Below are 25262 nucleotides of genomic sequence, written 5' to 3'. Positions count from 1 at the left end.
CATTTGAGCCATACATACAGCTCTTCTATATTAACGTTATAGTCCATGTCTGAGATAGTATATGATTCACTCTACATCGATTGATTCCACGAATTTGAGTGCATAGAGTTGTTCTAGTGACATGTCGCGGCTATATAATGTTTCTCCATTTGGAGCCATAAACATAACCTTTAACATCAAGACACCTAACTCTCATTTAAATTGTTGTTTTATTGTCTATTAGTTAAATAATATCAATTAAATCTATCTTAATTTTGTAATAATGTGTCGGCCTCATTAAATGACCTAATAATAGCGAATTTTTCTTTGGGTTAAATAAAATACCAAAAATCATTTTCCATCTCAGAAACATTAACTTTTCTGGAATTTCTTTTTCTTTTTGATCCATATTTATTTAACATTATTTTATAAATAGCTTAATTGGTTGTTACTTTAATCGCTTTAATGAAAAATTAACAGGGGATTTTAAACTTAGAATAATTTTTAATATCCTTGATTCCATCCTCAAACATTAGTGAAAGGAATTCAGCTCTATTCTTATTGAAAAGCTTACGAGTCCTTTCTAGTTTATGAACATCAATATCAGATCGCATATTTAAAGTACCAGTAAATCTGTTTATAGATATATAATCATTAAGCTTGAAAAAAATAATTTCCAAAAGAATACTAATTATCAATAGGTATGCAATAACAAAAGATACAAAGATATTAATAAATGCGAAGATTATTGCTAATATGAATAATAGTTTAATGTTTTTTTCAGACCATTGTATGTACTTAGTAAGAATAAATCTGAATGCCCAAAATACTATTTTCATTTTCTATTTTACCCCCCCCTGTTAAAATTTTCTTTTCATTCCAATCTGGGATGAATATCCAATAAATCAACTACACACATGAAATAGGGTTTTCATTTACCACGCCAACAATTTTTTCCTGAGACGAGATCATATAAAACTTCTCTTTTATTCAATAAATATTAATCTTCAACGATTTCTTTAATCAAAAGATCGTTAAAGATTTTTGTGATTTCGGCATACCCAACAATCCTAGACCCTTCTTGGATATTAATTATTTTTCCAACCCATAAACAATGTGGGTATGCTTCAGGAGATATAAATGTAATCGTTCCATAAACAGATTTCCCAAGAACAACTTCTTCCATATCGTAATAATGATGCACACCAGTAGTTAAGTAGTCATCTTTTATTAAATGATTAGGGCGATACCCATTGAAAACATTTCTGCTTCTTCCGCCATCTTTCGATTCTAAAAAGGTTATAATAGCTTCAACATCAGCCACAAATTGCCCCCTGACTTTTAATGAAATCCATGTTTTATTTATTCATCATCTTCATTGTCAAGATAAGGCGATTCAAAAGGCTCTACAAACAATCCTGATGCGACAATTCCTTGAATCAGTCCGCTACAGGGTTGTGAACTTCCAATGTACATGTAGTAATCGTACCCAAAGTGTACATACATTAATGCTTGATACTGATACTTACACCAAATATTTTCTCTTAATATCAATCGAGTAGTTTGTACGATTGAATCCTTTTGTAATAATTCTCCTTCTGTAATTGTGGAAAAAGCATCGACTAATTCCCTTGAATAAATTGATTGATACTTACTGTTGTTACTTCTTTGCTCATAATCGTTTGCATCCTGCATCCAAAGTTCTTTGACTTGTAAATATGGGATATTTAGAAATTCTACAAAGGTGAGAATTGCTCTTACATACAAATCTTCTGTTTCTTTATATTTTTCAATGGTTAATGGCTTATTATCATAAGTGCTTCCAATATCTGAGATTGAAGTCCATTCATCTTTTGAATAATTACCTCTATCATTTCTATGATCTGGATTGTATTTAGTTATTCTCCACCCAAAATCCATATACAAATAACTCCATTCAAATAAAATTGCTCTTTTATCATCTGTTAGGATTATATCCGCCCATTCTTGGTAGTTCTCCCTCAAAATCACAAGCACATACTGCATTTATTTTTATATCCCATAGACTTTCCAATAACAGTGAAACACTTGATATATATTTTCCCTCGTCCAATCCTATATAATCCGTTGGTTGAATATCACAATAGTATTTAAAGAAGAGAAAGCCATCACTTCCATAGTCTTTTTTTAAAGCATCAAAGTCATCATTTTTCATAATATCTATTTCACTTAGGTCTGTAACAACTGTCCGCATAACTTTTCTAAAACCTGATACAATTTGACACACTAAATCAAATAGCGAGTTTATATCAATGTCTGTGTCAATGAATAACTTACAATACAAATTATCATAGTGTGTCATTATATTTCCCCTCTCCACTCTATAGAATCGTGCTTACATTTTAATCCTAAAAATTCTTGACTTTTTCTAATGTATTCGGAATATTAAATTTATTGTCGGGGGCTAAAAGAAATATTCAAAGTTGCTGAAAGTTAAAAATGAAAATAAATTCCTGTTTTCATCTCTATTGCTAAGGAAATTAGCCCTACTAACACTTCTATTTCATAACAATTTGAATTTTCGAATGAATTACTTAGTACTTTGTTCGCTTTAAGTAAGCTTTCAAAATCGATGAGCTCTGTTTCAAAGTCGTCAATTAGTACATCACATTCTCTGTTTAGAACATTGAATATACCTGACTCAAATAATGTATAAAATTGTTTCTCATTAATTTTAAACTCTTGGACGTATTGTGAATTATCTAAGTCATTTTCCATGTCTTTCATTCATTGATCATTAAATGGGACAGATATTATCCTTATTTTCTTCAATTTAGTCCCCCGTTTCTATCAATAAAATCATTCTTTCGTCACCAATTATTATCTAAATATTATGTACTCTAATAAAACTTCGATTTCATTTCAAAGTTTCACTATTGCAACACCCATATATACTCTTGGGCAAACCAACCATTATCATTCAAGTTGGTTAACCAATAAACTAACTTCTTATGTTTTGATTCTTCATCAAAAGATATTGTAACTTTAGCTAAATCATTCTTCCCGCTTGGCGTTTCTTTCCAATCTTTCACAATGTCAACATTTTCAACTTTAACATTTGTTATTTTTGGAAATTCCGTTTCTATTGTTTTTAGAGCTAAATCAACCGCTTCTTGTTTTCGGTCGCCGCATCCAATAAGCAAAATGGCAATCAGCACGATAATTAAAATTACTTTATTCATTTTTAACTCTCCCATAAAACTCTGATTTTGTTGACTATGCAAAATAGACATTAACCTGTTCTAGAGCATCATTTTGTACAGTAACAATAAAATTCTGAGGATATTCTCTGTCAATTGCTTTAAAAGTGCTTAAATCAACTTCTGTTATTTCTACATTGAACTCAAATACAATCCAATCATATCTACTGAACTCGTTTTTATATGCTGACTCAAATATCTCAAGAGCTTTCTCAAAATCTGCATCTAAGATTAAATGATCTACACCATCAGGAACCTGTAAACCGTGTACTTTAACTGTATCAATGACAACTACATTCCTATTTCTCATTTGATCATTAATGATATCCTGCAAAACTACACTCTTTCCTGCCTTGCCTTCGATTACTATCATTGCTCATTCACTCCTTAAAATTAGGTATTGAAAGATTCATTTCAATGCCTTATCTATATCCAAAACCCTCATAGTCATCATTGTCTTCAAAACCATATTTGTTCTTTTCATCGATTTCTTCTACTTTACCATCAATAAGTTTATACATTGTTGAATAGACATCCTCTTCAAAGAACATTTCAAGATGAAGACTTTCTACAGAAATAGCTGGAACTACCCTTCTCATAAATTCAAGAATTGTTTCACTGTTTTTAACACTGCATTGGAATGTCCAGATACCGTTTTCAGTGCTACGACTCCATATAGTGTTGTCTTCCTGCTCCCATTCATCCGGAGCATATGAAAGGCCTCCAAAAGGAATAGAATCCGCTCGATCATATGTACTAAATTCATTAATTTCTTCGCTATTAGTTTCAAGTTCGCTCCAGTCTAAACCCTCCTCCATCAATTCTCTAATAACTGGTAGAAATTCATCTTTCAATTTTAATTTGCAGCGAAAACTAGTGTACAGTCCCATATGTTCATATCTCCTTATATAAACTTTTTTTATTTGATTATTTCCACAAACTTGCTATTTTGCTCCCAAATTTCTTTCTCTGCTGTATACACACTTATTGCCCAATCACAAAAGTCATTGATGCTGCATCGTCCTAGAACATGACCGCCGCGAGGATTTTCTATATATGTAATGGATTTATTTTCAACGTCACTTTTCTTGATTAACTAGACAGTCTTGTTTTCCTTATATCTTTCTCCTTCAGCTAATTCCCATGGCTCCATATATTTTTCACCTCATTCTTATGAAAGGATTGTTTTATTATTTATCATTGATAAATTTTATTCTTTCTATCTCACTCAAAGCCCCAGACATAATTTCAACAGTTGATTTTGCGTGTTCTACTTTAATGTACTGCTGAACTCCTTCTAAGCCTTTTAATAATTTACTCGCATCTACAAGGAGCCTATCTAATTCCAGTTTCTTATTGTTATTCAGAATTTCAAGCCCTTTTGTGATTTCATCAAAATTTGCTATTAACGAATCAATTTGCACTTTTTCTTTAATTCCAATATAATCTCGCATTATAGCACCTCATCTTCTCTCGTTGATAGAATTGATTCATTTTGTATCGCTACTTTCATTTAAATGATCATTAGCTATCCATGAAAGAAAGGATGAGTCTGATCCCCCCAATGCAACTACTTCGTTTTTAAATAGCATTACACCAAAACCGTGCTCTTCATCCCACGAGCAATCAAATTCAAAGCCAAAATAACCAATGCCGTCCTTGATTACATCTAAGATATGAACTCTTGCTAAACTGATTAAGGGCTTTAGATCATTAACACCAGTTAAATCTGGCATAAACTCATCATCTTCATCATCGCAATATTTTGCTTGGAAACCACTATATTCTTCAACTAACTCTTGTAGTATTACATTCTTAATTTCTTCTTGATTGGATACAATAAAATCATAAGTATCTATTAATTCACTGAGTAGAGGTGAATTTATGTCTCCACCAAAATCTACTTCATAAACATCGTTTGAGTCTGAAGTAAATTCATTCCAAACGGGTAGATTTATCATCACTTTATATCCAAATTCATCTAATGTAAGATCTAATATTTGCTTTGTCATCAGTGTCAACTACCTTCATTTTTTTTAAAAATCAGTCAATAGTATTATTTCATGATATCTGCTTAATTTGTGCAATCTCAGAGATTTTTCCGTATACAACTTTTGCTTCAATTTCTCCATCGTCCTCACAGCTTTTCACAAACATTTTATCATATGCTTCCTTTGCCTCCACCTCTGTCTCATATATGTACACTCTACTATCAAATATCCGCTGAATACCTACGAACCAGATATTAATCACCGCAGCTTTCATAATAAAATATTTGTTTTACATCTAAAACTCTACTTGTTTTCGACTTATAAAATGCTCAACCTTCTTCACTTTATTGATATCAATTCTACCAGTAACACCTTGCAGCCAATCTCTAACTCCACTCCAAAGAGGATCTTGGATACGTTCTAATTCAAAAATACGTTCCCAACTCTCCTCCTTTGTAATCTTTAATTTCCCTTCGTAAAAATCATCATATTCTTGCTCATTATCGGCATTAAAACCATTGTTCAAAACAGAATGCCAATCTTCAAAATCTGAAACTAGCACATTTTCTTCTTCCAAATCTATAGTAAGACGAACGCATCTTGTATAACTTTTAAAGTGACTTGCAGACCTCATATCAGGCTTCTTAATCCATAGCCATATAGGGTATTTATCATTGTAATTTTCTAGTCGTTGCTTCATTTGTGCCATCATCCAAATGTACTCTGCTGGATACATCGCATATTCTTGTTTTCCTTCAAGATATCCAATTTTTACTGCTTCATTCCAAACTACTTCCTCTTGGAGAGTCCAATATGTAGCCACAAATTTCTCCAATCAAATTGTTGTTTGATTACTTTAGGAGTTTTTCTGCAATATGACATGCTGTGTGCATCATTTATTCTTGCAGGTAATTGAACTACTTCTCATTACTTTTCCTTAAAACTTCATTTTTACTATCTAGATCTTTCAAAAAAACTTCTACTTTGAACAATTATTTCGTCACTTCATAATCCGTAACAATATAGAGTTCATCCAAGTAAATCCTAGAACTTTTATCTGGTGATCCATTTCCCTTGAAAATTGTTTCATTCTCATCCTAAATTCTTCTGGCAGGATATCATCACTATTATAACTCCTAGCAGCAATTGTTAGATGTTCGAATAAAACGCGATGCTCATTCTTAAGCATAACTTTAGGATTTTCAGTCAAATAATTTTTCATTTTATCAATAGCCGCTTGTGGTATTTTATTTTTAAACTCAGCATAAATCTGAAATCTGTCACTTTCATTCTTGAGAGAAGTTAATGCATCAATTTCAATAGAATCCTTGAGTTTAAAAGCAGCTATAAGAACTAGTTGATATAATGTATACGCGAAAACATAATCCTTTAATATATTAATCAGAACGCTATTATACAGTAATGCACCACTTCCTTCTAAAAACGTTCTGATAGTAGTAGTAGTAGTAGCTATCACCATCTCTAAGAAGTAGAGAAAAAGATGTTTAAGGTATTTTGAATTTGATTTTCCTTTGTAGTTGAGCATTAAACACTCCTCTTATCACAGTTAGAATAGTAAAATTATACCATGTGCCTTGAGAAAGTAGCAGTCGAATGTTGAAAATCAGGGGATCTTGTAGAAGGAAATAATTAAAACGACTTGCCATCCCTTCCCATCAGAGTTAACATACACACACTCGAACAACAGGAAGGGGATATCACTATGGAAGAATGGCCTGAATGGGTTTTAAAGGGATTACACGAGAGGTTTGATGATTTATCGCTCACTGTGGAACAACAGGAACATATTGCCCCATTAATCCAGAAATCATCGAAATTGCTGAAGGATTTGAAAAATCAAGTGGATGGTACTGCTCATGGTATTCTGTTGGAGTGGGAAGATGCCGTTCAGTATCTGCATTCGGCTGAAAAGGAATGGTTTTATCTGAAAGGGGTTAAGGATGGCATGGGGATGATCCGGGAAATGAACCTTTATTTGAAAAATAACCAATTGGAGTTCTGACGACTAACAGCATGGAATCGATCCATGCCATCTGTCAAATCATTTCTATTCTACATACAAGGTTGGAGCTTACCCCTCGAACTCTTCGATAAATCTTGCCGTGCGTTCATGACTTGTACAATTTCGTTTATCTCATACAAAGGCATCCTGCAACTCTAACTCATTTACTGCTTTGGCATCACAAGCTTCTTTCCCTTCGTTGACGTAAGTTCGGCATTGCCATACAACTTTCTTCGATACATTGTTACTATTCCATGTTCGCCTTTTGAAATTAGCTCCGCAGGGGTAAGGAAATCCACAGTGATTGTTTTCTGCTGAAATAAGGCTCCATAGTACTTCTCATTGGTTAATATGATCGTGATGGAAGAATCCCACCATCTATCGCCGCCAGTGACCGTTTTGATTTTATCCTTCATCAATCCAGTAACAATCCCCTGATAACTTTTACCTTCCAGATATTCTTCATATATACGGCTTAGAATTTCACTTCATTAATCATAGCAATTTAACCAAATTAATACATAATTAATAGAAGTGTGAACAAAAATGGAACCTCCTCTAAAGGAAGCCCCTCATTTTAAAATTATTTAATCCTCCCAATATATCACTACCACGCACTCCACATGTGTGGAGTCGGTGAAAGGGATATAATAGTTTTGAATCATAATTTTTGTACAAATCCGTTATAAATGTTATTCTGAATTTCTCGCTTTTCGACGTTCAGTATTATTAATTATTTATACTTCGTCACATTAAATTTAACACTTGAATAATTAGAGAAATCACCAACTCCACCAGCATGTACAACTTTGATTTCGCCTGTAGTTATTGTTTGTTTGTAATCAGAAGAACTAGGCAACTGAGATCCTAATGCTGTTCCAATCAACTTTTCATTTGCATCGTAAAAACTCAGGCTAAAATCTATTTCATGTTCTGTTATTGTGCTCTCCTTTATTTTATCGACTGAAAGTAGTCCATAACTTCCTGTATAACCACCATCTAAATAAAGATCTAACAAACTATAGCGCACATTAGGATAATTACTATCTGTAAGAATTTTCATATTGGATGAAAATTGATTAATTGCTATTTCTTTATTAATTGCATTGTAATCAACAGAAGCACCTAGTTGTTCTGCGATGAAACGAACAGGAACATAAGTGCTGCCGTTATAATTGAGAACTGAATAATCTTTTTCAATAGCTGTATTGCGACCATTAATTGTAAAATACACTTCAAATAAATATGCTTGTACTGAATCAGAAGCAACTACAACTGAAGAAAGAGAGAGTATGCTCCCTACAACTACACCTATAATAAATTTTTTCATTGATAATACCTCCTCATGCATTTACCACTATATACGCCCACTTATGGGAAAAGTTGTATTATGATTATTTAATTATTCATCTGCATCATTTTCAGCCATATACGCTTCCAATAACTCAGGATAGAGCTTACACTTTCCTTTTATGATTCAATAACCAAGTATACAGTTCTGCTTTGTTGTATGTTTCGTACATCACTTTGTGGTTATGTTTTAACCCTGAGTAATAAGTAACTCTGACATTCCCACCGATACTAGTTAAAGCCTTAACCATGTCCTCTGTTCCTGAAACAGGGACAATATCGTCGGCTACACAATGAAAAGCCCAAATAGGTACATCTTTTAGCAGCATAGCCTTATCTGGATTGAACCACCCTGAAATCGGAACTACAGCTGAAAAAAGTTCAGGCGATCTTAAAGCGAAATCCCATGCACCATTTCCACCCATACTAAATCCAGTTATATATATTCTGTCAGAATCAACTCGATAATTCGTTATTATCTCATCAACCAAAGCTATGACCGAATGATACTCTAATATCCAATTAGAATCGGATGGACATTGTGGAGTAACTACAATAAAAGGGAAGTCTTGCTTGCTTTCAGCAATCCAAGTTAGTCCGTAACCATCAAGCACACCAATATCCTCTCCACGTTTTTTTATGCCGTGGAGAAACAAAATTAGTGGATAATTGTTATCCTTTTTTGATTCATAATCGTGTGGTAAAAACAATTGATAATTTACACTTATATTCTGAGTTGTTATTTGGTGAAACGCATAATTATTAACAGGCATTTTTTATCTACTCCTCAACCAAAGCTTAATGAAATCCATGTTTTATCTAGTCAGACCAGAGCCTCTATGTATCTTTCTGGAGCTAAATTGCCATCACAGTGTATAAACTTGCCCCCTATAAGCCTGCCGCCTTATTATATCACCAATTTACAAATTCAGGATAATAGTCTAGCTAGTTTGAATATTGCTGTTAACGCAAAAAAGCCCTCTAAAGGGCTTTTCAACATCTAGCGTTGTTATCGTATCGATACTAATAAAAGTAAGACCTTTCCCAATGACCTTTTCAGCAAAACCCATCCTCATAAATAGAATTCTTGCTCATAAGATATATCATAATTGCAGAATGGATGTGACCTGTTATGGATTCCTATATTGCACAAACGGGTGATACCTTAAGGAGTATCGCCTATAGTTTGCGGCTTGATATACACAAACTACTATCTCTCAATCCACACATTCAAAATCCCGATACTTACATCGCTGGGCAAAAGGTGCTTTTCAAAAGAATGATCCCTATTCCCATCGCTGCCCCTCAGCCTCCCGAAACCGATCTAAAACAGTGGATTCCTTTAACTTCATTAGAGCAAATGTCACAAACAGAATACGATGTGCTTATTATCGGAGCCGGGGCGGGGGGCCCTGCAGTCCTATGGAGATTATGCGAGCAGTGGGGACTAAACGGCAAACGGATTGGTATCGTCGAGAGAGGAGATCTCTTAATTCCCACGCACAGTATGAATATTCCTACGTTGAATGCATCCCGTAAACGGGATTTCTACAAAAATATATCGCATCCGCTAGGAAAATCCCAACCTGAATATCCAGGAGCCTCCCAGGTTTTCGCGTTGGGAGGCAAAACCTTGTTCTGGTCGACGGCTTCGCCTCGTATGCATCCCGTCGACATGAAGGAATGGCCAATCCCTTACGAAGAATTGACCCCCTATTATAATATCGCTGAACGGATTATGAATATTTCGAAAGGATATACGCAAGATTCCACGATTACTACGGTGATGCTCGATATACTTAGAAGAAGCGGTTTCCCTGAGGTTACAGAGCTGCCAACGGCAATTGATCTTTCGGCAACGAAGTTCGGTCAAGTCCATTCCAACGCTTTATTCAGTTCTATTGCCTTTCTGGGTTCGGCCTTAAATCAGCGGCCGTTTGATTTAGCCGTAAATGCGCGCGCTGTTCAGATCTTGTCCGCCAATGGAAGCGCAACAGGTGTACGGGTCATGTCACCAGACAAAAAATCTTACTTCATCAAAGCAAAAACTATTGTCGTGTCCGCGAGTACTTGGGAAACCCCCCGCCTTCTCTTATATTCGGGAATACCAGGAAAAGCCATCGGTCATTATTTAATGAATCACTCCAAAATAGTTGCAACCGTAAAGATTGACCGCAGCTATTTTCCAGACGTGTTAGGGACGCTGTTTATTTGGAAACCTCGAACAGTTGGTGATCCCTATCAAATGATCATCTATGGTCCGGATCTAGAAAGATATTTATGGTATCCGGTTTTTGAAAATAAACAAATCCTCAAAGAATTTGATATCGGAATCGAGACCCTGGGTGTTGTCGAACCGCAGTTTGAGAATTACATCTCTCTAAATCCCAATAGATTGGATACGTACGGGGTACCAGAAATACAGGTTCATTTCTCCTATAGCGAGAAGGATAAGACCATTATTGGGAAAATGCTGTACGCTACAAATAAAATGATCTCCAGTCTACAAGCATCTATCGGCGCAAAGAACCGCCAACCCGACTTATCTTTATTCGTACCGGGAGAAGATTACCATGAAATGGGTCGTTGCCGTATGGGCAACGACCCATCCACTTCTGCCACGAACCCATATGGGCGTATACACGGAATGTCCAACCTATATGTGGCTGACAATAGCGTTATCCCTTACAGCGGGGCCGCCAATCCTACATTGACAACGGTTGCCTTAGCGATCCGCACGGCAGACCATATTATTCATCAATTAAAATAAATATCTAACTACTGAGCTCATTTGTAGACGCTTTTTCCAGCATCCTGATTGTATAGCTCCTTCAATGGTACCATAGATTCTGAGGGAACATAGTATTTAAACGGGTTCTCATCTATAACTCCAAGAAGCTGCTTGCGATAGGGAGAGGCATTTTCCAAAAGCCTGTCTGAAGCCGTTCGATAATCAATAGGTCTCATCCAAATCGGGCTGTAGCCCAGAAACAACTGCCGGCGTGTGAATTCCGAGCGATTAGGCGCCCCGGCATGCCATAGGTTTTGTGGGAAAATGAACACATCCCCCGGCTTGCCGCATATTTGCACTTCACCTGCCACCTGACCATGAACATCCTGGCTTTCTGGATGAAAATGCTTATTATGTGAGCCAGGAACAATTTTCGTATTTCCGCGGTCCGGCTCCGACATGTCGCTCAGAATATAGCAGGTTTTAATATAATAGGTAGAGGTAATGCCGTCCTGCTTAGGAAACTGTGGATGCGGACCGTCTTGATGCCAGTTGATGAAACTATGCGATTCCGTTTTTACATCGTTCGGGTTCGGTTTGCGTATGGTCAAATGTGAGATGTGCAGCTGAATATTATAGCCCAGTAGATTCACCATTAGCGGAAGCAGCGCCGGCTCGTCGATAAGTGAAGCTATTTCATCGTCACGCTCTACACTGTTATAGATGTTGTAGGCCAAGGATTCCGGTTCCTCAGTGACAATTCGGTCAATGGCGGCATTCAGCCGATTGACCTTCTCTTCAGACAGAACACCCGGCAGAATCAGATAACCGTTCTCGTGAAATTGTTGCATCATTGCAGAAATATCCAAAGTTTGTTGTGTCATGATCATACGCTCCTTTTTATTTTACACTGTGTAAATTTGCATCGAAAGAAGAGCGTGAAGCGAATGACGACTTCTCATCCTACAGTATTGCTTACTTCACATACCCAAGTTCTTTGATTCTATTCTCCGCTGCGTCCAACTGATAGATCGATTGGAGTATATTCATAAATCCCATTTTCAGGAATCACAAAAGCTGTAAGCTCATTTCCGTAGCGCAAACCCCCTTGGTTTGAAGGCTTTCCTTGAATGGTCGCTGAAGTCAATCTGCCTTCGCTCCATGTCATGCTCACTTCAAAGCCTCCTCTGGCCTTTAGCCCCGACACCTGCCCGTTGCCCCATTGATCAGGCAATGCCGGGAGCAGCCTGATCTCTCCGGCATAACTGCTTTGCAAAAGCATCTCAGCCACGCCAGCTGTAAATCCAAAGTTGCCGTCAATTTGAAAAGGTGGATGCGTATTGAACAAATTATCATTGGTTCTATCTTTCACAATACTGCTTATAATCTTATAAGCTCGGTTGCCATCCCATAATCGCGCCCAAAGATTGACTTTCCAGGCTCGACTCCATCCCGTCTCCAGATCACCGCGTCTATCCAAAGAAACTTTGGCCGCATCCACAAACTCTGATGCATGGGCAGGCGTTATCGCATGACCTGGATGGACACCATACAGATGGGATAGATGCCGATGCTCCACTTCTGCTTCATCCCAATCGTGATACCACTCTTGAATGTTGCCGTTTCTTCCGATCTTCGTCGGGGCAATCTTGACAACTTCTTTCATCAATAATTCCCGGAATTCCTCATCAATACCTAAAATCCGAGAGGATTCTATACAATTGTTGTACAGTTCTTCCACAATGCGATGATCGATTTCCGTCCCGTCGCTGACCGAATATGAGGCACCCTCCAGCTTAAAATGATGTTCTGGTGAAGTGGTTGGCGAAGAAACCAGGTATCCAACCTCATTCTCAACCAAGAAATCCAGGTAAAACTGTGCGCTTTCTTTCATAATCGGATAGGCTATGTTTCGTAAATATTCCTCATCGCGAGTGAAGCTGTAGTATTCCCACACATCTTGGCACAGCCAGCCGCTTCCTCCCATGAACAAACCGTTCTTCGCTTCGGCGTAGGGCTGCGTAAAGCGCCATAAATCCGATTTCTTTGCGGCAAACCAACCGCCTACGTTAAAATATGCTTTTGCAGAAATTCTTCCGCTTGCTCTCATGCTGTCGATAAACTGAATGAGCGGCATATGGCACTCGCTTAGATTGGTCGTCTGGGCATGCCAATAATTCATATTGAGATTAATGTTAAAGCAGAACATCGACCCCCACACCGGATTGTTGCTGTTATTCCAAATTCCCTGCAAATTTGCGGGAAGTCCGCCTTCCCTTGAACTAGCAATTAATAAATAGCGACCGTATTGAAAGAGCAATGTTTCCAATCCCGCATCTTCCCGGCCATCGCGATAATTGACCAAACGTTCGTCCGTCGGAAGATGCTTATCATCCACACCTGTAATTTGCAGTCTTAATCGGTGAAATAACTGCTGATGGTCTTGAATATGACGAGTCTTTAAAGCTTCATAGCCTTTCTCGAGGGCATGACTAATTAATGTTTTATTGATCGTTGTATAATCTTTGCCCTTAAAATTGGGTTCTACTGGAAAATAATCGGTTGCTGCATTGAAATAAACGACAACTTCATCCGCGCCTTGAACGGATATCGAATCTTCACCGCTCACCAATTTCCCGCCTTTACGCGTAACAAGAAGGCTGGCCTGAAAGTCCAAATAATCCGCTTGTCCCTCCAGAATAAGCTTATTATTATTTTTGACGAAAACCTTTGAGTTCTCTTGACCGCTATTGTACCTGAACGTCATATGCAAGGACTGAGTTTCACTGCACGTGAAACGCAAAACCATAAGATCGTCGGGATAGCTGCTGAAATATTCGCGAAGATACTGCTTGCCGTTGAGTGTGTAAGAAACTCTCGCTATGCCTTCGTCCAATGAAAGCTCACGGATATAGTTAAGCGCATGATCCGGATGATCAAAAATAATGGCGATATCTCCAAAATTTTGATACATGCCAAAATCACTCCTATCGCCGTAAGACGATTTTTCCAAGAATATTTCATTGGCATGATGTTGAGCGGCAGCATAATCTTGTTTAGCCAAATAGTCACGAATCGGTTGAAGCTCTTTATGAGCTTCCAGATTGACTTTGGACGGCTTTCCGGAGAAAAGGGACTCTTCATTGAATTGAATCCGTTCCTCCTGTATACCTCCGAACACCATCCCGCCTAACCTTCCGTTGCCAATCGGCAGAGCTTCGTTTTCCCAATCATTTGCCGGCTTTTTATACCTAAGGTGTAACGGCTGATTCTCCATAACCTGCGTTCTCCTCCGAATAGTTACTGATTTCACTTCACATAGCCGAGCTCTTTCACCCTTTTCTCCGCTGCGTCCAAATATAATTTATAATTCATAGTGCCTTCCAATGTCTTCAAAAAACTGTCATATTCGCTCATCGGACGTTTGCCATAGACGAACTTATATAACTCCTCTTGCATGTACCGATTCGCATCGGCAGCATTATAGCCATTTGGCAAGTCAACGAAACCAGCCAGTCCGTCGATATGCGGCTGCTTACTAGCGAATTCTATAAACTTGGCCTGCTTCGCAAATTTCACCGTCAAATAATTCATTTCCGGGCGGCCTGCAAATTGATACAGCCAGAAATAACCGCCTTCCTTGCCCATTAAATCGGTTGGAACCACTTTATTACCATCAAGGTTATAATGCTTGCCTTTCACCCCGTACTGCACCAACTGTGAGCCATCCTTGGAGGACACGTAATTAAGCAAGTCGAAGACCTTTTGCAGCTTTTCCGGATTTTTCTCAAGCGATTTCGGAACGGCAAACATCGCTGGTGCAACCCCAATGTCATTGGCATAAGCATATTTGCCGCCTGGTCCTTTAATCGCATCGACCTGCACCCATGTGGCATTGGGATTCACAGCTTTAATCTGCTCGACATATTCATCCTTCATGAGACCCGACCAAGCTATATAAATGATACCTGCTTGCCCTTTAATTGCCTTCTGTTGCTCTTGAGGACCCGCATTGGCCAAAAGCTCAGGGTCCACCGATCCGGAAGCAATCATTTTCTGAATGAACGCGAGGGCATCCTTCATCCCAGGATCATACAGCGAATTCACCAATTTATTGTCCTTTACATAAATGGTTGGTGCGCCGAATGTCATTCCTACGCCAAAGGCTCCGAAAACAGTATCAAACGTGGCCAACTTGCCGCCTGTAAGGCCATACGTATCTTTTTTTCCATTCCCGTCCGGGTCTTTCTCCGTAAACGCTTTCGAAACCTCGAGCAGTTCTTCCAGCGTCGTCGGCATTTTCATATTCAGCTTATCCAGCCAATCCTGACGAATCCAGAGCGTATTATAGGGGACTGTAGGCGATTTGGCAATGGCATAGGTTTTACCGTTCAGCATCCCCTTTTTCAGACTGTCAGCCCCAATGAAATCTTGCAGCGGCTTAAGTTTATCCATATAAGGCGTAAAGTCAAGAAGAAGTCCTTGATCTGAAAGCTGTTTTAATTGCTGCCGGTCTACAGTGAACAAGTCCGGGAAATTGCCGGAAGACATGCGCACATTAAGCTGGTTTTTGTAATCCTCGCCAGATGCATACACAGTCTGATTGAGATCTGTATTCAGCGCTTTATCCAACTCCTGCTTAATATTATCCTGATCGGGGGGTGGCAGAGCGCCGCCGCCTTGCAGAATGTCGAGCTTGACAGGCTTGATACTGGTTACCGAGTTGCTGCTTTCCGCAGATTTATCGGCAGCAGATTTATCGGCAGCAGGCGCTCCACCGCAACCGGCAATAAGCGTACCACCAGCGAAGGTCATAGCGAGAAGAATTGGCACGAGCAATTTTTTTTTCATACATTCCCCTTCTTTCTTTTAAAAATGAATGTTATTTCTATTGTCACCGCAACAGGATGAATCAGGCTGCAGTCCTGACACAATCATCCATACGGGGTCAACCCTTGATAGAACCCATTAGCATACCTTTGGTGAAATGCTTTTGAATGAACGGGTAGACAAGAATAATCGGTAAGCAGGCTGTAACAACGGCCGCCATTTGCAACGTTTCGGTAGGAAGAATATTTTCGGCATTTTCAAGCGGCTGCTGAGACATCATAAGAATCTCGCGAATAACGACTTGTAGTGGAAATAGATTACGATCCGTCACGTACATAATCGCCTGGAAAAATTCATTCCAATGACCGACCATGTAGAACAACCCAATCGTGAGCATAGATGGAATAGAGAGCGGCAATACGATTTGCCATAATATCCGGAATTCCTTCGCGCCATCCATCCGGGCCGATTCAAACAACTCTTCAGGGAGGCTTTCAAAAAAACTTTTCATGATCAAAATATTAAAGCTCCAAATCGCATTCGGTAAAATCATGGACCAGACGGAATCCAGAAGCCCTAACGATTTCACAACCAAATAGGTCGGAATGAGTCCCCCGCTGAACAGCATCGTAAAGACGACCATAAGCAGGAAATAGCTTCTGCCAGGGAGATTGCGGCGGCTAAGCGGATAAGCCATCAGCGAAGTCAAAATCAAGTTGACCAGCGTGCCGACCACAGTGATGAAGATCGTCACCCAGAAAGCTTTTGGGATATTGGTTTCGGTGAAAAGCTTGTGGTAAGCGCTAAAGGTGATGGACTTCGGAATCAGGATGAAGCCGCCGTTTTTCAGTACCTCAGAGAAAGGTGTGATGGATACGGCTATCACATACATCAGCGGCACAATGGCCGCTAGCGCAGCAAGCCCGAGAATGAGGACGACAATCGTATTCACGATCCGGTCTTCCCAACCTCTTACCATATGCCCTCACCCCATTTCTTGGATAACTGATTGGAGCCGAGTACCAGAACGAGTCCAATCATCGATTTGAACAATCCAACGGCTGCCCCCAGAGAGAAGTTGAGCTGCTGCAGACCTGTCCGGAACACCCAGGTGTCCAATATGTCGGCAACTTGATAAACTTGGATGTTATACAAAATATAAATTTGATCGAACCCGGCATCCATAATATGGCCCAGCTTTAAGATGAGCAGAAGCACAATCACATTCCGAATGCCTGGCAGGGTAATGTGCCAAATCATCCGCAGGCGGCTTGCGCCGTCCACGCGGGCTGCCTCGTACAAGGTCGGATCGATCGCTGTCATCGCTGCCAAGTAGATGATCGCGCCCCAGCCGAGATCTTTCCAAACTTCCGAACTTACTAGAATGGTCCGGAAGTAATCAATCGATGTCATGAAGCCTATCGATTGTCCGCCGGCATCTTCGATAAAGCGGTTGACAATTCCTGAGTTTTGCGAAAGGAGTGCGACTAAGATACCGTAAATAATGACCCAGGATAAGAAATGCGGCATGTACGTTATCGTCTGCACGACGGTTTTGAACCAGCGCAGCCTGCATTCATTGAGAAGCAGCGCCATAATAATTGGCGGGGCCATGCCGAAGACCAGTTTATAGATGCTAATAATGAAAGTGTTGGCCATGAGCTGTCCGAAATAAGGGGAATTAAAAAACGATTGAAAATGCTTGTACCATGGATTAGCCCAACCACTGCCGAGAATACCATCTAGTATTTGAAAATCCTTAAACGCAATAACCACTCCATACATCGGAATGTAGCGGAAAATAATGAAATAAATAACGCCGGGCAAAAGCATGAGATAAAAAGCTCGAAAAGCCCAAATCTGCTTCGCTGATAATTTAAGTTTTGTTTTCTGCCCGACTGCCATTTGCTGTTCCATGCGGCCACCTCTTTTCCATCTGTTCACTCGCTTACTAACGGGTTGAATTTAGTATAGCAAGCGCTTTCTTTGGAAAATATACAGTGATCCTGCGAAAATGTCCGAATTATTGCAAACGCTTTAATTGGTTTTTTCTACCTGTTCATGTTCCACAGCGGGAAGTTCGATTCGAATCAACGTCCCGCTTTCTGGCCGTGAGAAAATGGACAATCCATATTCCGTTCCGAAATGCAGCCGAATTCGTTCTTGGACATTCATAATTCCGATTCCTGTGAATCTATGTTTACTCGGGGCTCTGTGCCGCTCTTCAAACAGACTGTTCAAGACCTCTGAGTTCATCCCAAGCCCGTTATCCCTGATCGTAATAATCAGTTTATGTTTCACAGACTTCGTCCGAATACGAATCATACCCATGCGCTTGAGCGGTGCAATACCGTGGAAAATAGCATTCTCCACAAGCGGCTGCAAGGTTAGCTTTAAAATGGTTTGGGATAGCGTTGCTTCCGCAGCATCGATCTGCAGCGTCAACTTATCGCCGTATCGTACCTTCTGAATATACGCATACATGCGCAGCCCTTCCAACTCGTCCGCCAAAGTGACGAACTCCGTGCTTTTATCAAAGCTAAACGACAACAAGCCAACAAGCGTCTTGATCGTTTCCCGAACCTCATCGATTTTGTGCTGCTTGGCCAAAGAACTAATACAAGCCAGTGTGTTATACAAAAAGTGGGGGGCGATTTGACTCTGCAGCATTTTCAGCTCGAAATGCTTCTTGCGGCGTTCCGCCTCCTTCGTTTCCTGCAGCAAATGATGGATCCGCTCCATCATGGCATTATAGCTTCGGGCCAATCGGCCGATTTCGTCATTTCCAGTCGCGTGTATGATGTGAAGAACCTCCATATCTCGAACCCGGTCCATCTTCGCAACCAGTGTACGTACAGGCAGCGTAATATACCGGCTTATCATATAGGTGCTGATTAAGACAAGGAATATCCAGAAAACGCCCGCCGTGCTGAAATTTCGGTATAGGCTGCGAATATTTTGATAGAAAAAACTATTCTTATAGAAAGCGATGAAATACCAGCCAAGCTTGTTCATCCCGGACTTCACTGCAACCAAATCGCCTTCGGGGCCTGTGATTTCCGCTGCTCCTTGAGGAAGCTCTGACACCTTGTCGACAAAGCCTGCATCCAGCTCCGGAGGGAACACAGATGTATTATACGGAAGCAGTCGGTAGGAGCTAAGCGGGAGCCCGGCATCAAACGAATGAACAACATTCTTTTTATTGGTGATGATCGTGAATGTTTGATTTTTCGTATTCATGAATTGAGCGATTAAATTCGTTAATTGAACAAGATCAATTTCCACGACAGCAATCCCTTTGAATGACTTCGTCGAAGAAGATTGAATCGGCAGAACGAAGGCTACAGTTTTACCCGACATGGGGGACTGATAGGGCTCAGTAATAAACATCCCGTAGGTTTGCTTGGCTTTCGTGAGCAGTAAAGGAATCTGAGGATTACCAATAATATCGAAAGTGGTTTGAGAGTTGGAAATAACATGACCATCTTCACCGACCAGATAGAGCGACTTATACAGCGTTCTGTTCATATTCGCATACGAACGCAGAACATCCGCTGCCTCCTTCTCTTTGCCTTCGTTCAACAAATCTTCACGGGTCGAGATAAGCATAAGTATATTTTGCACATTATCCAGATAAGCATTCATATACAGATTGGTTCGGTCAATAATAATTTGTGCGTCCGACACGACCTGCCTCCGGAACAATCCTTCCGCTTCGCGCAAGTTGATCCAGCCAAGCCCCCCTAACAGAACGAGTGTTCCCAGTGACAAAAAAAGAAAATGTTTGGCCAGCATGCCCCAACTACCAAACCAGGATATAAGCGCTTTCATATTGTCATCAACCCTTTTTATAATCTGTTGGTGCTACCCCGGTCCAATTTCGGAAAAGCTGCGAAAAATAACGATAGCTGGGAATACCTACCTGCTCGGCCACTTCGTACACTTTAAGCTGCGTATTCTGAAGCAAGTTCACAGCCTTCTCCATGCGTATCCGCGTGACATAATCGTTGAAGGATTCACCCGTTTCTTCCCGGAACAGACGGCTGAGGTAGTACGAGCTCAGCCCAACCTCGTCCGCAACGGAGGTCAGCGTAATCGGATCTCCCAGCTTGCTCACGATAATTTTTTGCGCCAGCTGGACATCTTTTCGAATCTTCCGTTCGTCACTTGTTGCTGACTTTTGGGGGTTGGACAACTCCCGGCGTGTCCGTTCCTGTTCATAATCCCTTAAATCAGTGTCACGTCTAATCGCGGCTCTCGCCTTTTCAATCGCTGTCTTCATGTCCGCTTCATCGAACGATAGCTTCGTAAAATAGTCCAGAGCCCCAAGTTTCAGAGCTTCTTGCGCATAATGAAAGTCGCTATGACAGGTTAACAGCACGAATTGGATGAGTGGAAATCTTTTTTTAACAATGCGAAACAATTCCAATCCATCCATGATGGGCATGGTGATATCCGAGATAACCAGATCAGGCTCCAAGACCTTGCACAGCTCCAAAGCCTCTTCCCCATTCTCCGCTTCTCCGACCAGTTCAGCTCCAAATGAAGGCCATGGCATAGACCGGAGTTCTTGTCTTAGCGGCAATTCATCATCAATGATCAGTACACTTATCGGTGTTATAGACATGTAGACCTCCTCCTTATGAGTAGAATCACCCACACTATTATGACAATAATACCAATAATCTAACCTTTTGTTATAAAGAATGTTGTGAACACACAAAAAGCCCATCTCAAGTTTGGATGGGCTTCTTGTTTTAGCTGGTGATGGCGGCATTGCTGTGGCGTTGGTTAAGGCGCTGGAGGAGCCCAAACTTCAAGTTCCACATAATGGCTGTACGCATTGAGTGTACTTCCATTCACCCACAACCGTACATACCTTGCATTCGTTGTAGCAAACGGAATATCCTTTCCGGTGCTGGTTTCCGCATATTCTGCGTCTGTTCCTATCCCTTGCCCGGCACTATTATCCGTATCATTGTTGAAAACCGTTGTCTTCGTCGCAAATGTAGGGTCATTCGACACTTGTACGACTACATCATGGTACATCCTACCGGCTGTGAGATAGTGCCACAATTTAATATCGTTAATATCATAACTCGCCTCGAGGTCTACCTGAATCCAGTTGGCCGTGTTGGTATACATATCTATGAAATTAGCTGTGTTCTTGTCTCCGTCCGTAAGGCGTGATCGATTCTGGGCATTTGAACTGGCTGTTATTCCTGTCTTATTCAATGCCACATTAGTGGGTCCAGCTGGCGTTGGCGTTGGCGTTGGCGTTGGCGTCGGCGTCGGTGTTGGTGTTGGTGTTGGCGTAACAGGTGCTCCTGTTTTACTCGTAATCGAAACTTTACCAAGTTGCGGATTCCAAGCATTGACCGAATTGTGCAAATAGATGATTTTCAAGAACTTGCTGCCTATCGGCAACGATTCATTATAGCTGACTTTATTCCAGACTCCTGGTACGTTAAGCACTGTTGACCTGATGGGCGTAATTTGAGAATACGTTATATTATCCGGTGATGATAAAAATTGAAAGTCTGTGATCGCCTCACTGGGTAAAAACCAGGTGTCCACATCGAATTTGTCTATATCCATATTCATAAATGACTTATAGACCAAATATTCATTCGTATTTTTAGATCTAACCAATCGAGATGCATCCCCACCCGTCTGAGCAGGATTGCTAGTGTTAAAATAAACATTAGGCGTATGATAGAACATATTCGTATAATTATACACATCATCAACCACAGTTATCGTGGATAGAGGCGCTGCTGAAGGATCGTACTGAATGGACACTTTATGACTGATCCCGTCCTTAGCTTGTGTGTCCACCTCAAACTTTATGGTAGGACTTAATTGCAGGATCGTTACTGTCGAATCCTTTTGAACAACGGAAACACCCGTTTTGGCAATTTCATAGATTAGCTTGCTCTGCTTGTGTGTCGGATCGGAAACAGCTAAATCCAGTACGCCTGCCTGCTCCTTAAGCATCATGGAAGACGGGTTGTAGGATATCACATCTCCAACCATATCTGCAGCCCAGAAATTTGCTCCTGTGATGCCTAGGACTTTATCTTTCACCGCTTGCACATTCGTAGTATTCGAAAGGACTTCTATATCCGGATTGCTGCTGTAAGCTGTCGTTTGCTGCGATGTTTTGTTCGGAAGCAGCACGTAGGAATAATCCTTATTCACCGGGTTGCTGCCATGGTCATACCAGAGCGTCAGATATTTCTTGGTAATTGTGCCAAGGCCCGTGTTGCCAATTGATTGCCAATTGCCTTTTCTCGCTTCTCTCAAACCTTTAATTGAAGCAGGTTGAGGGAAATAGTATCCGCCTGTGCCTTCCAAATAAACGGATGAAACATTCGTCATGTCCTCAGCCCAGCCGAGTCCAGATGGCTTCGTGACGCCATTGACCACAAGCTGTTCATCGCCATTGTATTTGGGAACATTATGATGTACAGGATTTAATACAGCTCCAAGTGAGTTCGGCGCATAGAATTGGATCTCGGAAAGTCGATTTGCCAGATCCATATTATTCCCGTGGAATACAATCTTCATATACCTCGCAGTCGTATCCGGGAAGTCATAGGCCCGAATTTCAGAGGTTAACACACTATTCTGGCCGCTGAATACGGTAGTCCATGTCGTGGCATTTGTCGACGTCTGAATATCAAATGAATAATGATGAGTAAGCCCCTCGAAGAAGCTTAATCCCGCATAACCCACCTGAACATTGCTGCCGAGATCATAGATGAGCGATTGCCCGTCACCCACGGAAGAATAATAAGTCGTAATATCGGAGTCCATTGTTTCCGTATTGTTGGTTGTAGACAACGCATTCAAAGGAGCAACAGCAAGCGGAATAATAACGTTCCCCTGCGAATTGGGCGCATAAATTTGCACCTCTACAATGTGGTTAAATTGATTAGCCGTGTTTCCATGTCCGATAATTTTCACATATCTTGCCTGCACATCAGCAAAATCGTAGACCTTAATATCAGCAGATGTTCCTCCAACAATAGAACTTCCGCTATATACATTGGTCCATACGGAATTATCGTTCGATACCTGAATATCGAATGTAGTTGCTCGGGATGCCTGACTCAGGAAGTTAATGCCCAAATAACCAATGGGCTGCGATTTGCCAAGGTCATACTGGATCCATTGATTGTCGCCCAAGGAAGTCCATCTGGAATCCAAATTATTGTCCAATGTATTCAACGCCACATTGCCGTCGTTGCTGCTGTCAGTTACTGCATACACTTTCTGACGCAGAGGCTCGTTTGCGATTGGCGTTGAAGCAGGAGAATCTATATCGATACTTTTGGAAGTGGTCGCTTTATTCAGCATCCTATTCTCAATGGTCGTTTCAATTTTCCGATTGTCTGTGCTGTTAATACCACTGCCGAGGGCGACGATTTCATCGTCAAACATAAACCAGGATTTTTTTGCTTTAAGCGTGTTGTTCACAGCTTTCAAATCCATGCCCACTGCCGCATATTGATTAAGAAGCTCGCTACCCCCCGTCCATGCATTGGGACTTAAATAATTCGTATTGGAATTATCAGCCCTGGTCATCGTATCCACTGTGGTACCAGGCAAACGGTATAGGTTTACAGTTGGCCAAAAATCTGTGTATTGATTGAGATCATTATTATATAGATAAGTCATTCCCTCGCCTGTATACCATCCCCTTCTGTGATCCCCTAACGGTGAAAGAACGGATTCATAATTCGCAATTCGGCTAGACGACATGCTAACCCCGAAGCCGAAGCCAGGTTTCAGATGGACAGCTCTGTCCATACCCGCATACACTTTCGTTAGAACCTTTTCTCCTCTAGGAATGATATTTGAATCATTGAGCACAGACTTCGCCAGCAGCATCGTATTTAAATCTAGATCTTTGTAGAAACCACTCAAGCTATTCTGCTGCATCCAATACTTCACCATGGCTTTCATTCTCAAGCTATCTGCGGGTGGTGCTGACTGCGACAATCGCAATATACCTCCCATAACTTTATGCCCTGAAACCTGGTCTTGATAATAATTTCTCGCAATTTCCCGGCCTCTGATCATATCCATCAGGGCACCTTTGTAGATAAATGGCTCATACGAGTCGTATACCCATTTATAGACATTGTTTATGCCGCTATAGGTAGGATACCACTCTGAACCTCCTAGTAAATTTAAGATATTCGATACATCCTGGATGAGAGCCGCTCCATAACCTCCATTATAGGCAAAATTACCATGCATCACGAAAGAGCCGTCCTGATAAAATCCATCACCTGTTGTCACATAGTCCATGACTTGTGACAAAGCGTCTCTTGCAGCCGACAGCATCGTATTCGATTTCAGAATAATTCCCTGCACGGCCAGATAGGACGCTTTCCACACGCGGTTGGTTCCTGTATTTTCTGCCCTCGGTACACCCTCATTATGCATCTCTATTTTGGTATTATCGGGTGAGAAATGTTGAATCATATTCATATATTTCGTAATTCTTTCTGGAGTAGCTATCAATTCATCGTACATTAATATAACAGCATCCGAGAGCTGAATAGGAGTTCCTATCTCCAAATCGTACCACAATGCCCATGAGGTTGCCGGATATACCGTTTCGTTGTACCTATTCAAATGCATCCATTCCAAGGCATCAAGGATATCGGTTTTAAGCGTCTGATTACCGTATAAGCTGGAGCCAACGCTTTTGTAAGCGATAGCCATCTCTTTGATTCGAACATAGTTTTGCGTAAGATATAAAGGTTTGCCGATATCGTTGGGATCATAGAGATCAATCCATAAATAAAGTCTGCCTGGTGCTTTGTTCAATGTTCCCCAGCTGGTTTGCCCCAACAAATTGACTTTATACGCGACATCGGGATCCGAGGTGTTATAGCCGGAACCTCCGGTTAAGGTCGCCTGATACTTTACTCTTAAATCGTCATACGCATCGGTCGCACTTGCGCTACGCAATCCTACTTGGCTAAAAATGGATAATAAGAGCGTTACCATCAAGAACACAGCCACTTTCTGCTTATGCCTATTCCACATAACCAAACCACCATCTCTCTCAAGATAAATTTCAAAAAATTTTAAATAGAAGG

The 25262-nt window shown here is 40.5% G+C and carries 23 protein-coding genes and 1 pseudogene; 2 read left to right on the top strand and 22 right to left on the bottom strand.

Translation table 11 applies throughout. From position 1 onward, the window contains the following. Positions 1-979: 979 nt before the first annotated feature. From LOZ80_RS39045 to LOZ80_RS39000, 10 genes are all read right to left on the bottom strand, one after another. Complete coding sequence (locus LOZ80_RS39045; RefSeq protein ID WP_238169507.1) at positions 980-1303, bottom strand: hypothetical protein; 324 nt, start codon at positions 1301-1303, stop codon at positions 980-982. A 38-nt stretch (positions 1304-1341) separates the two neighbouring features. After that, positions 1342-2004, bottom strand: a complete 663-nt coding sequence (locus LOZ80_RS39040; RefSeq protein WP_238169506.1) for a hypothetical protein — start codon at positions 2002-2004, stop codon at positions 1342-1344. Further along, on the bottom strand, positions 1937-2320 hold the full coding sequence (locus LOZ80_RS39035) for a 1,4-dihydroxy-6-naphthoate synthase (protein ID WP_238169505.1): 384 nt from the start codon (positions 2318-2320) through the stop codon (positions 1937-1939). The genes LOZ80_RS39040 and LOZ80_RS39035 overlap by 68 nt, the downstream gene beginning before the upstream one ends. Before the next feature lie 571 nt (positions 2321-2891). Beyond that, the gene (locus LOZ80_RS39030) at positions 2892-3200 is read right to left on the bottom strand and encodes a hypothetical protein (RefSeq protein WP_238169504.1); all 309 of its coding nucleotides are present in this window, start codon (positions 3198-3200) and stop codon (positions 2892-2894) included. A gap of 34 nt (positions 3201-3234) precedes the next feature. Then, entirely contained in the window at positions 3235-3591 is a 357-nt protein-coding gene (locus LOZ80_RS39025; RefSeq protein ID WP_238169503.1) for a hypothetical protein, read from the bottom strand. Positions 3592-3640: 49 nt separating this feature from the next. After that, positions 3641-4108, bottom strand: coding sequence for a hypothetical protein (locus LOZ80_RS39020; RefSeq protein WP_238169502.1), 468 nt, complete (start codon positions 4106-4108; stop codon positions 3641-3643). A 300-nt stretch (positions 4109-4408) separates the two neighbouring features. Then, positions 4409-4672: a hypothetical protein gene (locus LOZ80_RS39015; protein WP_238169501.1), complete on the bottom strand. Its 264-nt coding sequence runs from the start codon at positions 4670-4672 to the stop codon at positions 4409-4411. 36 nt (positions 4673-4708) lie between these two features. Continuing rightward, complete coding sequence (locus LOZ80_RS39010) at positions 4709-5230, bottom strand: DUF6985 domain-containing protein (RefSeq protein WP_238169500.1); 522 nt, start codon at positions 5228-5230, stop codon at positions 4709-4711. Positions 5231-5504: 274 nt separating this feature from the next. Further along, the gene (locus LOZ80_RS39005) at positions 5505-6032 is read right to left on the bottom strand and encodes a DUF3841 domain-containing protein (protein WP_238169499.1); all 528 of its coding nucleotides are present in this window, start codon (positions 6030-6032) and stop codon (positions 5505-5507) included. Positions 6033-6209: 177 nt separating this feature from the next. Further along, positions 6210-6755, bottom strand: coding sequence for a hypothetical protein (locus LOZ80_RS39000; protein ID WP_238169498.1), 546 nt, complete (start codon positions 6753-6755; stop codon positions 6210-6212). 177 nt (positions 6756-6932) lie between these two features. Here LOZ80_RS39000 and LOZ80_RS38995 point away from each other — a divergent pair, with 177 nt between their 5' ends. Continuing rightward, the gene (locus tag LOZ80_RS38995) at positions 6933-7232 is read left to right on the top strand and encodes a hypothetical protein (RefSeq protein ID WP_238169497.1); all 300 of its coding nucleotides are present in this window, start codon (positions 6933-6935) and stop codon (positions 7230-7232) included. Between the two features lie 132 nt (positions 7233-7364). Here the strand turns inward: LOZ80_RS38995 and LOZ80_RS38990 are convergent, their stop codons facing one another. From LOZ80_RS38990 to LOZ80_RS38975, 4 genes and pseudogenes are all read right to left on the bottom strand, one after another. Then, positions 7365-7553 carry a recombinase zinc beta ribbon domain-containing protein gene (locus tag LOZ80_RS38990; RefSeq protein ID WP_238173233.1) on the bottom strand — a complete coding sequence of 63 codons (189 nt, stop codon included), beginning with the start codon at positions 7551-7553 and terminating at the stop codon, positions 7365-7367. A gap of 41 nt (positions 7554-7594) precedes the next feature. Then, positions 7595-7663: pseudogene (locus tag LOZ80_RS38985) on the bottom strand (hypothetical protein); the annotation flags it as partial. 302 nt (positions 7664-7965) lie between these two features. Further along, positions 7966-8562, bottom strand: a complete 597-nt coding sequence (locus LOZ80_RS38980) for a stalk domain-containing protein (protein ID WP_238169496.1) — start codon at positions 8560-8562, stop codon at positions 7966-7968. A gap of 127 nt (positions 8563-8689) precedes the next feature. Next, positions 8690-9355, bottom strand: coding sequence for a carboxylesterase family protein (locus tag LOZ80_RS38975; protein WP_238169495.1), 666 nt, complete (start codon positions 9353-9355; stop codon positions 8690-8692). Positions 9356-9714: 359 nt separating this feature from the next. Here LOZ80_RS38975 and LOZ80_RS38970 point away from each other — a divergent pair, with 359 nt between their 5' ends. Then, entirely contained in the window at positions 9715-11352 is a 1638-nt protein-coding gene (locus LOZ80_RS38970; protein ID WP_238169494.1) for a GMC oxidoreductase, read from the top strand. Positions 11353-11369: 17 nt separating this feature from the next. Here LOZ80_RS38970 and LOZ80_RS38965 read toward each other — a convergent pair whose 3' ends face one another. The 8 genes from LOZ80_RS38965 to LOZ80_RS38930 all read right to left on the bottom strand — a co-directional run bounded on the left by LOZ80_RS38965 (position 11370) and on the right by LOZ80_RS38930 (position 25209). Continuing rightward, positions 11370-12197 carry a phytanoyl-CoA dioxygenase family protein gene (locus LOZ80_RS38965; protein WP_238169493.1) on the bottom strand — a complete coding sequence of 276 codons (828 nt, stop codon included), beginning with the start codon at positions 12195-12197 and terminating at the stop codon, positions 11370-11372. A 119-nt stretch (positions 12198-12316) separates the two neighbouring features. Continuing rightward, positions 12317-14590, bottom strand: coding sequence for a glycoside hydrolase family 95 protein (locus tag LOZ80_RS38960; RefSeq protein ID WP_238169492.1), 2274 nt, complete (start codon positions 14588-14590; stop codon positions 12317-12319). 32 nt (positions 14591-14622) lie between these two features. Next, a complete protein-coding gene (locus tag LOZ80_RS38955) occupies positions 14623-16164 on the bottom strand; it encodes an extracellular solute-binding protein (protein WP_238169491.1) in 1542 nt (513 codons plus the stop codon). 97 nt (positions 16165-16261) lie between these two features. Further along, complete coding sequence (locus LOZ80_RS38950) at positions 16262-17122, bottom strand: carbohydrate ABC transporter permease (protein WP_238169490.1); 861 nt, start codon at positions 17120-17122, stop codon at positions 16262-16264. Further along, the gene (locus LOZ80_RS38945; RefSeq protein WP_238169489.1) at positions 17116-18060 is read right to left on the bottom strand and encodes an ABC transporter permease; all 945 of its coding nucleotides are present in this window, start codon (positions 18058-18060) and stop codon (positions 17116-17118) included. Before LOZ80_RS38945 ends, LOZ80_RS38950 begins: the two co-directional genes overlap by 7 nt. A gap of 120 nt (positions 18061-18180) precedes the next feature. Next, the gene (locus LOZ80_RS38940) at positions 18181-19974 is read right to left on the bottom strand and encodes a cache domain-containing sensor histidine kinase (RefSeq protein WP_238169488.1); all 1794 of its coding nucleotides are present in this window, start codon (positions 19972-19974) and stop codon (positions 18181-18183) included. A 7-nt stretch (positions 19975-19981) separates the two neighbouring features. Continuing rightward, positions 19982-20770 carry a response regulator transcription factor gene (locus LOZ80_RS38935; protein WP_238169487.1) on the bottom strand — a complete coding sequence of 263 codons (789 nt, stop codon included), beginning with the start codon at positions 20768-20770 and terminating at the stop codon, positions 19982-19984. A gap of 164 nt (positions 20771-20934) precedes the next feature. Continuing rightward, positions 20935-25209 (bottom strand): polysaccharide lyase family 8 super-sandwich domain-containing protein, encoded by a 4275-nt coding sequence (locus LOZ80_RS38930; protein ID WP_238169486.1) that lies wholly within the window; start codon positions 25207-25209, stop codon positions 20935-20937. Positions 25210-25262: the final 53 nt, after the last annotated feature.

It is taken from the genome of Paenibacillus sp. HWE-109 (assembly GCF_022163125.1).
Taxonomy (GTDB): Bacteria; Bacillota; Bacilli; order Paenibacillales; family NBRC-103111; genus Paenibacillus_E.
This window is presented reverse-complemented; position numbering and strand designations above follow the sequence as displayed.

Coding starts and splice junctions, on each gene's coding strand:
- LOZ80_RS38965 (WP_238169493.1), bottom strand. CDS start 12,197: ATGACACAACAAACTTTGGATATTTCTGCAATGATGCAACAATTTCAC.
- LOZ80_RS39030 (WP_238169504.1), bottom strand. CDS start 3,200: ATGAATAAAGTAATTTTAATTATCGTGCTGATTGCCATTTTGCTTATT.
- LOZ80_RS38955 (WP_238169491.1), bottom strand. CDS start 16,164: ATGAAAAAAAAATTGCTCGTGCCAATTCTTCTCGCTATGACCTTCGCT.
- LOZ80_RS38950 (WP_238169490.1), bottom strand. CDS start 17,122: ATGGTAAGAGGTTGGGAAGACCGGATCGTGAATACGATTGTCGTCCTC.
- LOZ80_RS39035 (WP_238169505.1), bottom strand. CDS start 2,320: ATGACACACTATGATAATTTGTATTGTAAGTTATTCATTGACACAGAC.
- LOZ80_RS39000 (WP_238169498.1), bottom strand. CDS start 6,755: ATGCTCAACTACAAAGGAAAATCAAATTCAAAATACCTTAAACATCTT.
- LOZ80_RS38945 (WP_238169489.1), bottom strand. CDS start 18,060: ATGGAACAGCAAATGGCAGTCGGGCAGAAAACAAAACTTAAATTATCA.
- LOZ80_RS38970 (WP_238169494.1), top strand. CDS start 9,715: ATGGATTCCTATATTGCACAAACGGGTGATACCTTAAGGAGTATCGCC.
- LOZ80_RS38995 (WP_238169497.1), top strand. CDS start 6,933: ATGGAAGAATGGCCTGAATGGGTTTTAAAGGGATTACACGAGAGGTTT.
- LOZ80_RS38930 (WP_238169486.1), bottom strand. CDS start 25,209: ATGTGGAATAGGCATAAGCAGAAAGTGGCTGTGTTCTTGATGGTAACG.
- LOZ80_RS39015 (WP_238169501.1), bottom strand. CDS start 4,672: ATGCGAGATTATATTGGAATTAAAGAAAAAGTGCAAATTGATTCGTTA.
- LOZ80_RS39025 (WP_238169503.1), bottom strand. CDS start 3,591: ATGATAGTAATCGAAGGCAAGGCAGGAAAGAGTGTAGTTTTGCAGGAT.
- LOZ80_RS38975 (WP_238169495.1), bottom strand. CDS start 9,355: ATGCCTGTTAATAATTATGCGTTTCACCAAATAACAACTCAGAATATA.
- LOZ80_RS38980 (WP_238169496.1), bottom strand. CDS start 8,562: ATGAAAAAATTTATTATAGGTGTAGTTGTAGGGAGCATACTCTCTCTT.
- LOZ80_RS39020 (WP_238169502.1), bottom strand. CDS start 4,108: ATGGGACTGTACACTAGTTTTCGCTGCAAATTAAAATTGAAAGATGAA.
- LOZ80_RS38960 (WP_238169492.1), bottom strand. CDS start 14,590: ATGGAGAATCAGCCGTTACACCTTAGGTATAAAAAGCCGGCAAATGAT.
- LOZ80_RS39040 (WP_238169506.1), bottom strand. CDS start 2,004: ATGCAGTATGTGCTTGTGATTTTGAGGGAGAACTACCAAGAATGGGCG.
- LOZ80_RS38940 (WP_238169488.1), bottom strand. CDS start 19,974: ATGAAAGCGCTTATATCCTGGTTTGGTAGTTGGGGCATGCTGGCCAAA.
- LOZ80_RS38935 (WP_238169487.1), bottom strand. CDS start 20,770: ATGTCTATAACACCGATAAGTGTACTGATCATTGATGATGAATTGCCG.
- LOZ80_RS39010 (WP_238169500.1), bottom strand. CDS start 5,230: ATGACAAAGCAAATATTAGATCTTACATTAGATGAATTTGGATATAAA.